Source organism: Polaribacter sp. ALD11, from assembly GCF_002831685.1.
Classification (GTDB): Bacteria; Bacteroidota; Bacteroidia; order Flavobacteriales; family Flavobacteriaceae; genus Polaribacter.
The window spans coordinates 3498226-3511270 of sequence record NZ_CP025119.1 but is presented as its reverse complement, the minus strand read 5'-3'; the positions used below and the strand labels follow the sequence as shown (position 1 = coordinate 3511270).

General features: G+C 31.1%; 12 protein-coding genes. All 12 read right to left on the bottom strand.

The window, feature by feature from the left end; translation table 11 throughout:
* Positions 1–33: 33 nt before the first annotated feature.
* Entirely contained in the window at positions 34–471 is a 438-nt protein-coding gene (locus CW731_RS15250) for a MarR family winged helix-turn-helix transcriptional regulator (protein WP_100947532.1), read from the bottom strand.
* A gap of 199 nt (positions 472–670) precedes the next feature.
* Positions 671–919 carry a glutaredoxin gene (locus CW731_RS15245; RefSeq protein ID WP_100947531.1) on the bottom strand — a complete coding sequence of 83 codons (249 nt, stop codon included), beginning with the start codon at positions 917–919 and terminating at the stop codon, positions 671–673.
* Between the two features lie 3 nt (positions 920–922).
* On the bottom strand, positions 923–1456 hold the full coding sequence (locus tag CW731_RS15240) for an NADPH-dependent FMN reductase (protein ID WP_100947530.1): 534 nt from the start codon (positions 1454–1456) through the stop codon (positions 923–925).
* 74 nt (positions 1457–1530) lie between these two features.
* Positions 1531–1917: an OsmC family protein gene (locus tag CW731_RS15235; protein WP_100947529.1), complete on the bottom strand. Its 387-nt coding sequence runs from the start codon at positions 1915–1917 to the stop codon at positions 1531–1533.
* A gap of 223 nt (positions 1918–2140) precedes the next feature.
* Positions 2141–3832, bottom strand: a complete 1692-nt coding sequence (locus tag CW731_RS15230; RefSeq protein WP_100947528.1) for a hypothetical protein — start codon at positions 3830–3832, stop codon at positions 2141–2143.
* Between the two features lie 109 nt (positions 3833–3941).
* On the bottom strand, positions 3942–4463 hold the full coding sequence (locus CW731_RS15225; RefSeq protein WP_100947527.1) for a hypothetical protein: 522 nt from the start codon (positions 4461–4463) through the stop codon (positions 3942–3944).
* Positions 4464–4503: 40 nt separating this feature from the next.
* A complete protein-coding gene (locus tag CW731_RS15220; RefSeq protein ID WP_100947526.1) occupies positions 4504–5739 on the bottom strand; it encodes a DUF6638 family protein in 1236 nt (411 codons plus the stop codon).
* A gap of 1 nt (position 5740) precedes the next feature.
* Positions 5741–6325: an NUDIX domain-containing protein gene (locus CW731_RS15215; protein ID WP_100947525.1), complete on the bottom strand. Its 585-nt coding sequence runs from the start codon at positions 6323–6325 to the stop codon at positions 5741–5743.
* The gene (locus CW731_RS15210) at positions 6318–8276 is read right to left on the bottom strand and encodes an AAA family ATPase (protein ID WP_100947524.1); all 1959 of its coding nucleotides are present in this window, start codon (positions 8274–8276) and stop codon (positions 6318–6320) included. Before CW731_RS15210 ends, CW731_RS15215 begins: the two co-directional genes overlap by 8 nt.
* Positions 8277–8425: 149 nt before the next feature.
* Positions 8426–9475: a hypothetical protein gene (locus tag CW731_RS15205; RefSeq protein WP_100947523.1), complete on the bottom strand. Its 1050-nt coding sequence runs from the start codon at positions 9473–9475 to the stop codon at positions 8426–8428.
* A 164-nt stretch (positions 9476–9639) separates the two neighbouring features.
* Positions 9640–10983 (bottom strand): microtubule-binding protein, encoded by a 1344-nt coding sequence (locus tag CW731_RS15200; RefSeq protein WP_100947737.1) that lies wholly within the window; start codon positions 10981–10983, stop codon positions 9640–9642.
* 376 nt (positions 10984–11359) lie between these two features.
* Entirely contained in the window at positions 11360–12985 is a 1626-nt protein-coding gene (locus CW731_RS15195) for an isocitrate lyase (protein WP_100947522.1), read from the bottom strand.
* Positions 12986–13045: the final 60 nt, after the last annotated feature.

Sequence of the window (13045 nt, the reverse complement as noted above, 5' to 3'; positions counted from 1 at the left end):
ATTTTCCAAGGAAAATATTTAAACAAATTTTTTCTATCTAATTTTATCTAATAAACTACTTAAAATAGCAGATTCTTCATCTGTTAAATTTTCTAGAAAAGAAAGATTCTTATTGTTGTCTATCGTTGTTAATAATTCTAAACCTGTTTTAGTTATTTTAACATAAACAACTCTTCTATCTTGCTCGCAACGTTCTCTTTTAATAAAGCTTTTATCGCACAACTTGTCCATTAAACGAGTTGCATTTGGTGCTCTTTCTATCATTCTATCTTTAACAATCTGCACCTTAATTCTATCTTTTGCACCTCGTAATATTCTTAAGATATTGTATTGTTGCGGCGAAATTCCGTAGGGTTTAAAGAATTCATTTTCTCTACTATTTAACCAATTTGCAGTGTATTTTATATTGATAAGCGCTTTCACCTTATTGCTAACAAATTTAGATTGTATGTCTTTAGAAATATCTCCCATATTCAGTATTCAGTATTCAGTATTCAGTATTCAGTATTCGAAAATTAAAAAAGAGCTTATGAAAAAGAATGTTTAATCTTCTTTTTTTTTGCCATAATTCTTATGTCTTTATTCTTTAGTTTTGTTTCTAAAAGTTTAAAAATGAACACATAGAAAACATCGTTTTTTTACTCTTGTGTATTGTCTCAAGAATAAAAACCTACGCTCTAAGTCTTAAATCTTGCATTATTTTATTAAATTCTTCTGTTGTTGGTGTTAAATAAACTGCATCATCAACAAACAAAGTAGGAAATTTTACAACCCCGTTATATAATTCTTTACTATGCTCTCTTGCTTCCACATCTTTAGAAACGTCTTTATAGATGTAAGGAACATCTGTTGAATTTAAAAAATTCTTAAATGCTACCGTATATGCGTGGCCTTGTTTACCGTATAAAACTATTTTCATTTTTTATTGATTTACAGAATTTTCAAAATTATGAACTTCAGTTACTAGTTGATTTTTTAACTCTTTTTCTATAATTTTTCCTTCTTTAAAATTATCAGAAAAACTAGGTAACGAAAAAGTAAACAATTCTTTAACGCCCATCATTGGAAACTTAGAAACGCCTGCCTCTAAAACTGATTGTCCGCCTCTTGCTCCTGGTGAGGTAGCCATTAATAAAAGTGGCTTCTCTCTAAAAACTTTTGCTTCAATTCTAGAACTCCAATCAAAAATATTTTTGAAAGCTGCAGCATAAGAACCATTATGTTCTGCTAGAGAAAGTATGAACCCGTCATAATTATCTAGTAATGAAGTAAACTTTTTTGTGTTTTCTGAAAAACCTTTCTTTTCTTCATCTTCGCTGTACAAGGGCATTTCAAAATTTCTTAAATCAATAACATCAAAAGACGTATTTTCTAAATTTTCTGCAGCAAAAATTGCTAGTTTTTTATTGATAGAAGTAGAACTTGTACTACCTGCAAATGCTAATATTTTTTTCATGTTTATAAATTTTGTATTCCTAAAATAGTTCTCTATTGCGTTCGAATCGACAAACTGAAAACTACTAACTAATTTTACAGAATGTTGGTAGCTATTTCCGTTTCTCCTTTTACCATTTTAGCAACCGGACATTTACCGGCAATAACCAACAATCGCTTTTTTTGTTCTTCTGTAACATCTTTCTCAAAAGAGATTTCTTCGGTTAAATGTGTACTATTTTCATCTTTTACCTGAGAAACATTTACTGTTATTTTACCTACATCCCAACCTTTCCTCTCCGCATACATTCTCAAGGTAATAGAAACACAACTACCAATTGCCGTTAATAAATACTCCACTGGTGTTGGCCCATTATCATCGCCACCATCATTTACTGGTTCGTCTATTACCGCAAAATGTTTTCTCATTTTTGCTTCTGCTAAATAATTTTTACTACTTAATACTACTTTGGAATTTGCCATAAAAAAGAAATTTTAATGAACCACAAAGTTACAAAACAAAATTTTAATTACCAAGGGAAATAAATCCAAGGAACCTTGTGCTTTCAATTTAATTATTATAAAAGTAAATTTCACTGTAATGATTCGTATAGCTAGCAAACAAGTATAGCCCTGATTGAAATGACATCCTTTTTGCTTTTTTAAGCAAAAAGATATAATGGAAAGCAGGAAATAGCTACAAAAACTACTGATTAATTTTAATAGAATCTATTTGTTTTTGAAGACGTTGAATTTCTTTAATGCTTTTATCTTGTTTGGAAATTATCTTTATAGAGTCTAAAATCGACTGATTTTTCTCTAAAACTGTTTTCTCTTTCTCGAAATAAACATTTGCCCCTTCACTTGTTCTCCAAGCCTCGTTTAATTGCTTGTAAACTTCTTCATTCCAAGTACTTGGTTTTTTAGCATTGATCCAAACAACATCCCTATATTCACTATCTACCAAAGCTAAATCTGGTGTTGCAGAACCGTCAAATTGTTTTGGATCATCATCACTAATTGTAGAAACTGTACCTAGAAAAAACATGCGTTTTCTACCTGCAATATTTTTAATATAAGGTCTAAATTCTACGGGTGTATTCGAACTCCAATCGTATTCTTTCTTAGATTCTTTTACTTTTAAAGGCATTGCAGAAACGCCTGCATATCCTTCTTTTTTTGCTGCATGGTTGTAGAAATATAATTTGTCGGTACCATCGGCAGGAATAAAAACACTATAACTTAAGCTTGTTCTTTCGTCTCCTACAGGTTCTAAACCAAACCAATGATACAAACCACTAAACGCGTCTGTCTTTGTGTCTGAAAAATCGAAATCTGTTACATAAGGTTGTGCATTCTGATCTTTTGGTGCTGTTGGAATTTTAACTGCACTTTCCATATTCCAGGGTAAAGGATCTGAAAAACCTGCTAAGAATTTTAAGCTTTCGGCTTGCAAGCGAGATACTTTTTCTGCTAAAGTGTTCTGCTTGGTTAAATAGGCGTAATTTTTCATTTCTTCGGGAGAAATATACGTTCCCATTCCGATTGTAATTCTTTCTAAATAATCTTTAAAATTATGCTCACCGTTTTCAATAACCATTACACCTCCAAAAGTAGGATATGGAAAAAAGAACCCTTTCCATTTTATTAAACTTACCACCTCTACCCAAGCACCTTTATCATTTTTCATGTAATAGGTGTCACTTGGCTCGTAATTAAACAGCATCCACGGATTTAAACGTTGTACAACGGCATTGTATGTATTTCTACTGAATTTTAAAGATTCGCCAATAGAAAATGTAACCGGAATTCTATTTTCGCTAGAAAAACGTGGAAAAGGTGTTGTGCTCGATACAGAAAAAACTTCTTCTGTATTGTCTTTTATTCCTTGCCAAACATACTTTTCTGTAGGCTGAATCGCCATTGTCCATTGGTTATTTCCATCAACCCGAACTAAATGAGGCAGTGAAACATCTTTGGTTTCACCCACAGATTCATTTGCCATCGAAAAGATATTTCTTAAAGGTTGAATTCTTTCATTTTGCGTTAAAGGAAGTTCTACAATTTCAATACGGTTTAAGCTATTAAAAACATTATACGTTTTCATATAATCGTAAAATTTCATATTCCAACCAACATAATATATAATTCCAAAAAATGTAGTTAGAAAAACCAAGATTCCTATTCTTCTGCCTGTAGTTGCCGATTTTCTAAAACTTCTTAATCCGAAAAACAAGATTGTAAAGCACAATAAAATAATGAAAATAAATTTTCTTACAAACAATAACACTGGTTGATAATCATCTCTTAGAAAGAATAACAATCCTAAAATTAAGATACTTAGTATAACTACAGTCTTCTTTTGTCTTGGCCCTTTGCTCCAGTAATTTTTAATCATAATATTTATATGTTATTGCGGTACTTTTAAAAAAAAGCTTAAGCAATCTGTTTATATATAGTCTTTTTTTTAAGGATTACCTCGTCTCTCTCCTTCGAAATCACGAAACTTATAAAAGTCCTTTTTCTTTTAAGCGTTCTCTGGCACTTTTTCCTTCAACCTTAGATTTCTCAATTTCTTTTTGTGCTTTTTCAATCGCAACGGGTTCTTCGTTTTTAAAATCTTCAACAAAATCTTTTCCTTTCTCTAAAACATCCTTAAACTTATCCTCTAGAGAATCTGAATGTTCGTCTATAATCTTGGTTGATGTAAAAATGAAACCTGCTAAATAAGTTCCTATTAGAGTACCAAAAATCATAGAAGCAAAAAGTGAAATTGTTGCTACATCAATTGGGATTAAAAAACGCGTAACTAAAATAACTAGTAAGAAAAAAGAGACGATAAAAACCAATCTTAAAAGAAAATTCTGTTCATAAAAAAACCCTTTCTTATCTGTTACTTTCATTTGTAACTCTTTCGAATTCATTAATTTATTAAAAAATCGATAGACCTTATTAGTTCTAGATTCTCTCCAATATAAAATTACTCCGAATAAAATTGATGCGATAAATATGATAAGTTCTAGTGTCATAATTTTCTGGATTTGATGTTATAAAATTAGTCTATTTTTTCTAAAAATTGTTACAAATTGTTTCAATAACCCAATCTTGTGTGGAATCTTCTAACGTCTTAAAAACATTGTAAAATTGTTCTTTATCATACCAATAGAGAAATAAAATATCTTTAGGCGCAACATTTACTAACAAATACCAAATTAAATCTTGGTGATTTGGTTTTAAAGACGAATGTGGCTTGTGCAAAGCAACAAACAACTCTTCATCTATAACATTTTTTGCTTTTAATGATTTTGAAATCTGTTTTTTATCTAAAAACAATTCTAAACCCATCACTTTTTTACGGGCTTTTATATCTATTTTATTTAAATAACTTTTAAACAAAATAGGGTCTTGTAAAATATCTTTTATTGGATGTATTATCTCTTTTAAATAAGAAGACATGGTATATTTCTGAATTCTATGATACCTCTTTTTAGAAACTTCCTCCTCTAAATCTGCTTCAATAATATTGTAACTGATTAATTTTTCTATTAATTCTTGATGAGAGATATGATACATTAACACATCATGAATGGTATCATTTATAGCCTCTTTGTACGTTTTTTCATTTTCGAAAATTAGAATAGGTTTTACGAAATCTCTCAAAACAAAAATACCTCCAAAAGCTTTGGTGTAGAATGAATCTGTAGTGAAACTAATTTCTTCTAAATGAAGATTTCGTTTCCTTAAGTCTCCGTATTTCTTAGCAGATGCTAATATTTTTTGATGAATACCTTCATCTATAAAGTTTTGATCTCTATTAAATTCTTCAATCAATTTTAACTGCTCAGCTTTGGCTTTGTTTAAATCATTAATCAAATGGAACTTAATAACAATATCTTTGTATTTTAAAACATCTAAAGGTTCATAAAAGACGTCTATTTTCTGATCGAAATCTAAACAAACAGCAGCATCTCTTGTAATATCATTAATAAAATCGCCATGTTTTTTAAAAACAGCTTTCATTAATTCTGCATCGAAAGAATGAAACGGATTGTAAACTGGTACTCCTTTTTGTAACGGAGTTATTATAATTGCGTGTGTGTTTGCTTCCCCATTATTTAAATAAAATAATTCGTTTTTTTCTTCTGCAATTTCCGGACTCCAACCAACACCATCTATAGAAAATGAGGTTAACTTCGTTTTGGTAAAACCAAGTTTTACTAAACATTTATTATAACGTTCTACCAATTTCCCATTAATAGAAATGGACTCACTTCTATATAAGTTGGCTTTTATTAGTTTTTGCATTTTAATCTAACAGTTTATGAATCTGTGCATATTGCAACAAAACAATGGTTCTTGTATCTACTATTTCGCCTTCGTTTAGCATTCTTACAGCTTCTGTAAACGGAACTTCTAAAACTTCTATATCTTCTGTTTCACTTTCTAAACCTCCACCTTCACTTACTTTCATATCGTCTGTGTATTCGCCAATAAAAAAGTGCATTTTCTCTGTTAAAACTCCTGGAGAAGAATAGCCTTCATAAATTTTCTTAACCGATTTTAAACGAATACCAACCTCTTCTTCTGTTTCTCTAATTATACATTGTTCAGGATTATCTGTGTCTAACAAGCCTGCTGGAATTTCAATTAAAAACCCATCTTCATTATCATGTAAAAAAGTAGGCATTCTAAATTGCTTGATTAAAATCACCGTTTTTTTCGTGGTATTGTATAACAAAATCCCTGCTCCATGACCACGTTCATACACTTCTCGCATCTGGCTTACCCAACTCTCGTTAGACATTTGATACTTAAATTTGAATTTATTTAGTGTGTAATAGTTATCAGACAATAGCGTTTTTTCAATATCTTTTATTCGATTTTTATTCATTATCAAATGTTTTTCTAGCTTCTAAATCGATGTTTAATTGATTCACTCTTGCATCTACTTTTCTCTTAAAATCTGTATCTGCAATAGTGGCAACATTATCTAAATAACGTACCACTTCTTGTCTTCTAATTTCGGAAAAATCTAAACCTTTCATATTGCTTTTCATTAATTCTTGCAACATATTAAACTTCGTTTGATAGTCTTTTTTGAAATACGTTTCTGGGTTTTCGAACCAATCTTGTTCTAAATCGAAATCTGTTAATCGCAATGAAATTGCAGACTGAATGTTGCGAACATCTCTTGATGAAAAGAACGGAAATATTTGCTGAATTTCTTGATACAAGCTCGCAAAGAATGAATGATGATTTGTTTTATGTAGTTTTTCTGCTTTGTCATACGCTTGTAAAACCCTTTCTTCGGATGGTTTTGCTACAGAGTTTAAAATATCTCCCATATTTTTAGCCAATCCTTGGTCTTTTAAAAACTTATAATTAGCAGGATTTTGCATGTTCACAAAATCTGGAATTGTTTTTTCAAACTTCTTCCACCAAATATAATCTTGGTCTAAAAAGTCATTTTCTGTTCTTGCTCCATCAATTTTAAATCTTCCTTGTACTCTAGAGATTACCGCTTTATCTAACATTTCTGGTAAATTGGTAAATAATCCTATTGAAGAATTCCCATAATTTACAGCATAAGCACCTTCTGTATAGCGTAAGAAAACACCAATTACTTCTTTTACACCAGCAGAAACACCTTGTGCCGTTCTTTCTTGTAAATTATTTTCTGCATCGTCAATTGGTGCAAAAATTAATTTTGTTGGGTCTTGCATTGGCTTCATCCATGCTACCATTTTTTCTGCAGATCCTCCTTGAAAAGTAGAAATTAACGTGTCTGGCATTGGATGAAATAAAAACGGAATTTCTAAATTGTCTGCATGCTCTTTTAAACGTGTTGCAATTGCCGCAATTAGCATACTTTTTCCTGTTCCTGGAATTCCATAACCCATAAAAACTGGCATAAATCCGCCTAATTCTTGAAACGGATTTTTCTTGGCTTCAAAATCGTAACTCAACATTCTTTCTGTTAATCTACGTGCAAAATGTTTTGCGTCTTTATTCCCTACAATTTGTTCGAACTTAATTTTATTAAATGCTATACTTTTTGCGGTTCCTGCAAAAACATTCTCCCAACCTGAAACAGCAAAATCTGAATTTTCTAATTTATAAGTTCTATCTACAATAGTTTCTGTGTATTCTAAACTGCTTTTTCGAAGTTGAATTTCATCAATTAATGCTTCATAATAAACCACTGTAAAATCAATAACATCTTTGTCTGATTTTACAATATCTGGATGTCCTAAATATTTATCAAAATAAAATAAAGAACACGCAATTCCTTTTAACGGCGATAAAAATGAAACTTCAGGAATACCAGCAAATTTTTGCTTCATTACAGACAAATCGTCTGAAGCACGTGGTTTTAAGTCGTGTAAAATTTTATATGATGTTGCAAATAACTGAAATGCAGTTGCTGTATGCATTTTACTTTCAAACGCTCTTTTTCCATTTGAATCTAAAGCAGATTTACGTTCATTTAAAGAAGATAATCCTGAAGCATCGTAATAACTATCTTTAATCCAGATTCCTAAGGTAATTCCTTCTTGTACTGCGTATAAAGTCTGATTCAAATACACAGGAATTGCAATAGAATTTGGCAACAATCTCTTTTTTAAAGCTAAAATGGTTTTAGAAATCGAAGTGATTTCAACATTACTTCCACTATTTGCTCTAGACAAATACAATAAAATTGAACTGTCTTTTGCGTCTTTATCCTTATTTTTTGCTCTATTACTTTGTTCCCATTGAATACTTTTTAAATAACCAGAAGCTTCATCTCGAAGCATATCTAATTCATTTTGTTTTATTGGAAAAGTTGAGTTGTGTTGCATTTCAGTTCGCAGTTTTTCAGTTGGCAGTATTCAGTTGGCAGTTCACGCTACTTTTCTTATACTGCTGTTATTTTTTCTATTTCTAAATTTTATTTTTCAGACCTCACAGGTTTTAAAAACCTGTGAGGTCTTATCTTTATTCTTAAATTCTATTTCACATCAATTTTTAAACTCGCTAACTCAATCGGCGGTTTTGCCAATTTATGTAAAACCTCTGGCGCACTATTGTGCAATAATTGAATAATTCGATGCGGTGCTAAAACATATTTTTGCTGAATTACATCACTCCACTTTTGCATGGTTTGCTTTGAGAAGAAACCACCTTCAGAAAAGGTGTCTCCAGAAAAGACTTCATCAATTTTCAATGATAAAGCATAACTTTCTAAAGGAATTTCTTTTCTTGCAATTCCGCCTAAAATAGCATGCGTAATTTCATTTTCGTCTTTTGCAAACACATTATGAAACGGTCCTAAATCTATTCTTTTAATATGTTTTGGTTGAATATCTGGTAATTTACGATCAATATTATACGCCATAGTATCTAAAGACATTTCTCTATCTGCACTTTCTTTTAAAGCTTGATAGATTTTATCTCTGTCTTTCAACGCATTTTTACCTTCATAATCAAAATACATATAACAAATAAAAGGTCTGTTGTGACTTACGTCATAAAAACTCCAACTTGTTAAGTATTGATAATTAGCATCTTTTGGAGCTTCTAAAATCTTACCCTGTACAAACCTGTTAAAAATATATTTTTTATCTACGGAAGTGTAATAAACAATAGAAGCAGCTTTAAATAAATCTAATCTTCTAATTGGTTCCTTTTTTCTTAAAAGGGTCTCTAAAAATTCTGCTTTTAAAGCTTCTACATTTGTTAGTTTATCTATGTATTCATTTCTCAACTCTAAATCGTTGTACAAAAATCTAAATTCTAAATAATTTGGAAACCCAGAATCTGTTAAATCGACTTTCATATTATCTTCTTCGTCATACATATATTTAATACGCATGGCTTCGATAGAATATAAAAGTAAATCTGAGTATTGCTTAAAAATAAGCAACTCTTGTTGAGTACATAATTTTTCTTGTTGGACGCTTACAATTAATTCTTTCAATACAAAATCTACCATTTTATGATAAAAAATGTATTGTTCTTTTGAGTCTAAAAGTGCAGAATCTAAAGGTGTTGTAATCATTTTTTAGTTGATAATCTTTTAACTCTTTTAAAATTGAATTTATTTAGCAAATATGACTGCGTTAAGGATTGAAATGGCATCCTTTTTCTTTTTCAGAAAAAGATACAATGAAAAGCCTGACCTTCTTTTTGTTTTTCAAAAAAGAAGGTAACGCCCTAATTATTTTAACCTAATAAATCGTCATTAGAAGATACTGTTTTTGGAGTCTCAGAAGGTTCTGAATCATCTCCTTTTAGTGCATTTACATCTGCTTTGTAATAGTCTTCGAAAATCTCTTTCATATCTATGCCGTAACGGTCTGCGAAATTCTTTTGAATATCTTGATCTTTCTCTCTAATTTCATGTAAAGCCTCTGCATATGTGCTATAAACACCTGTCATTACTTTTTCATGAACAGGAATATTATTCATCATATCTTGACGTGCTCTTGCACTTGCTGAATGCATAGATGCTAAAGTTTCTCCAATATGCTCATCTGTTTTTACACCTAAATGTTCTAAAATCGCCGCAAACTCTTGATCTGTTCTTGCCTTTAACGCAACTATATAACCATCATAATACTTTAATCTTTCTTCGGTATCAGATTTTAATTTTGCTCTATGAGTCTGTAAATTAGAACGTAAAGAAGTTAGTACTTTAATCGTTAAATTGTGCTTGTGCACAAAACTGTCTTTACTTGCAGCTAAAGTTGTGTAGGCATTTTTAAGCCCTTCTAATTCTTCTACTTTTTGCTCTAAAGTTGTTACTTTACCAATAGCTTCTGAATATGCTGTAGATTGTTTGTCTGCAATTTCGTCTAATTCTTGACGTGCTTGCTTTAACAATGCATACTGTTCTTCTAACTTATCTTCTACTTCTTTCTTTTTCTCTAATGCTTTTGTATGATTCTTAGAAGCTTCTACAATAGCTGTTTTCAGCTTTTCTTCTACTTCTTTAATTTCTACTTCTCTGTTTTTTAAACGGGTAACCGCTGCTTGAGACTTAAAAGAAAGTTCACCTAATAAAGTTTGAATATCTGCACTTTCTATACGTTGCTGAAATAATGCCTTTGCTTTATTATCTGCGCCTGCTCTAGTCTTTTCTGCAGCTGCAAATTCTATTTCTTCTTTTTTAATTTTAGACTTTCTCCCCCAAAGGTTATTCCACCAAGTATCTTCTTTATTTTGTGCGTCTTCTAATTCTATTCTTGCTCTTTCTAATGCTTTTTGAGCATCATCAATTACTTTTTGCTCTGCAGGGTTTAATGCTGAAAACCCCTCGAATTTAATACCAACCTCATCTTGATAATCTGTTAAATCTTTAATAGCATCTAACAAAGAAGTTCTATCTTCTTTTGCCATATCTACAACATCATCTAATGTTGCGTTTAATATTTTCTGACGCTTTTCTGGATCTTCTTCTTGTGATAGCTTGGATTTCATCGTATCGATGGCTTTCCCCCAGTTTACATCTACTTTTTCTGTTTTTTTGGTTGAATTCGTTTCTAATAAATCAAAATCATCAGACATATTGTATTTCGTTTTTAAGTTGAACAATTTTTTAAGTACAGCAATTTCGTTATTTTTTTCAAAAAAAAGAACATTTACTTTAATTATATGTAGCTTAGAATTCTTTTTTGTTACATATTTTTTATTTTTTTCTATTTGTAACAACAAAAAACCTCTTCGATTTCTCAAAGAGGTTTCCAAATAACAACTAACTTGATCATTTTATATTATTGACTGCAATCTTGTATTTATTCGTGCTTTTTGACCTTTTTTAAACGTAGAGGTCTAATTTATTTTTAAAAGTTCATTCTGAAAAGCTTGCAATCCTCTCCCCAATGCTATAGGATGCCCCAATGCGAATAGTCCGCATTCTAATGCACTTAATACTGAAACAAGATCACCTACCTGAAACAAGCTCTTTATTTGGCTCATTTTTTTTAACCTCAAACTGATTAGAAGTATTATGTTCTCCACCTGCTTTTAACGCCTTATCCCCTGCAAAGAAAGTTTTATGATCGTCCCCTAAATCTGAACCTGCCATTCTTTGATGCCTCACACAAGAAACTCCTTTTCTAATCTCTTGTCTTTGAACTCCTTTTACATACGCTAACATCCCTTCTTCTCCAAAATAACCTTCTGTTAAATCGTTCATGTGCAGTGCAGTTGTATGATACGTTGGAAGCGTAATTAAATGGTGAAAAATACCTGCCTCTCTTGCTCCATCAATTTGAAAAGTTTTAATTTTTTGATCGGCACGATGACATAATTCAGAACTATCATATTGAGCATCCATTAAATTATTTCTATCATATCCTGTCATATTTTCTCCTTCCGCAAGCATCTCTTCAAACACTTGATTACGGAAATTCAACGTCCAGTTAAAAGATGGCGAATTATTGTACACCAATTTAGCATTTGGCACAACTTCTTTTACTCTATTTACCATGTGTGCAATTTGTTTTACATTAGGCGTAGGCGTTTCAATCCATAATAAATCTGCCCCATTTTGTAGACTGGTTACACAATCTAAAACAACTCTATCGATATTAGAACCCTCTTTAAATTTATACAACCCGTTCGCCAATCTTACCGGACGCACTAACTTACCATCCCTTTTTAACAAAACATCATCTTCTTTTGCATCCTGAATCGCAATTTCTTCCGCTTCAACAAAAGCTAAATATTGTGAAGCTAAATCTCCTTCTTCTTGACTAACCGGTAATTTCTGTGTTAAACCAGCACCTTCAGAATCTGTTCTTGCTACAATTATTCCATCATCTACACCTAATTCTAAAAATGCATATCTAATTGCATTTAACTTCGCTACAAAATCTTCATGCGGCACTGTTACTTTTCCATCTTGATGACCACATTGTTTTGCATCAGAAACCTGATTTTCAATCTGAATGGCACAAGCACCTGCTTCAATCATTTTTTTAGTTAATAAATAGGTTGCTTCTTCATTACCAAAACCAGCATCAATATCTGCAATAATAGGAACAATATGCGTTTCGAAATTATCTATTTCATCTTGTACATCTTCTCCGTTTTCTTTTCTTTTGAATAAATCATTTAATTCAATTGCATCTGCTTGACGAAGGAAATCATAAATTTCTGCAATAAGACTAGGAACAGCAGTTTTTTCGTGCATTGACTGATCTGGTAAGGGTCCAAATTCTGAACGCAAAGCAGCAACCATCCAACCAGATAAATACAAGTAACTTTTATTAGTCGTTTTATGATGCTTTTTTACAGCAATCATTTTTTGTTGTGCAACAAAACCGTGCCAGCAACCTAAAGATTGCGTGTAATTTGAAGAATCTGTATCATATTCAGCCATATCTTTCCTCATAATTGCAGCAGTATATTTAGCAATATCTAAACCTGTTCTAAAACGATTTTGAGTAACCATTCTTGCTGCACTTTCAGAATTTATAGCATCCCAAGAAGTACCATATTTTGATTTTAAATTTCTTACCATTTCTAATGCTGAACTATAATTGCTTTGTGATAAATTTTTCATAATTTTGATCTTTAATTATTAAGGTTTTTTCGATTTTGATAATTACGTCTCGCAATCTAT

What these genes read in the sequence shown, in the direction of transcription:
- CW731_RS15250 (WP_100947532.1), bottom strand. Translation starts at nt 471, where the DNA reads ATGGGAGATATTTCTAAAGACATACAATCTAAATTTGTTAGCAATAAG.
- CW731_RS15245 (WP_100947531.1), bottom strand. Translation starts at nt 919, where the DNA reads ATGAAAATAGTTTTATACGGTAAACAAGGCCACGCATATACGGTAGCA.
- CW731_RS15240 (WP_100947530.1), bottom strand. Translation starts at nt 1,456, where the DNA reads ATGAAAAAAATATTAGCATTTGCAGGTAGTACAAGTTCTACTTCTATC.
- CW731_RS15235 (WP_100947529.1), bottom strand. Translation starts at nt 1,917, where the DNA reads ATGGCAAATTCCAAAGTAGTATTAAGTAGTAAAAATTATTTAGCAGAA.
- CW731_RS15230 (WP_100947528.1), bottom strand. Translation starts at nt 3,832, where the DNA reads ATGATTAAAAATTACTGGAGCAAAGGGCCAAGACAAAAGAAGACTGTA.
- CW731_RS15225 (WP_100947527.1), bottom strand. Translation starts at nt 4,463, where the DNA reads ATGACACTAGAACTTATCATATTTATCGCATCAATTTTATTCGGAGTA.
- CW731_RS15220 (WP_100947526.1), bottom strand. Translation starts at nt 5,739, where the DNA reads ATGCAAAAACTAATAAAAGCCAACTTATATAGAAGTGAGTCCATTTCT.
- CW731_RS15215 (WP_100947525.1), bottom strand. Translation starts at nt 6,325, where the DNA reads ATGAATAAAAATCGAATAAAAGATATTGAAAAAACGCTATTGTCTGAT.
- CW731_RS15210 (WP_100947524.1), bottom strand. Translation starts at nt 8,276, where the DNA reads ATGCAACACAACTCAACTTTTCCAATAAAACAAAATGAATTAGATATG.
- CW731_RS15205 (WP_100947523.1), bottom strand. Translation starts at nt 9,475, where the DNA reads ATGATTACAACACCTTTAGATTCTGCACTTTTAGACTCAAAAGAACAA.
- CW731_RS15200 (WP_100947737.1), bottom strand. Translation starts at nt 10,983, where the DNA reads ATGTCTGATGATTTTGATTTATTAGAAACGAATTCAACCAAAAAAACA.
- CW731_RS15195 (WP_100947522.1), bottom strand. Translation starts at nt 12,985, where the DNA reads ATGAAAAATTTATCACAAAGCAATTATAGTTCAGCATTAGAAATGGTA.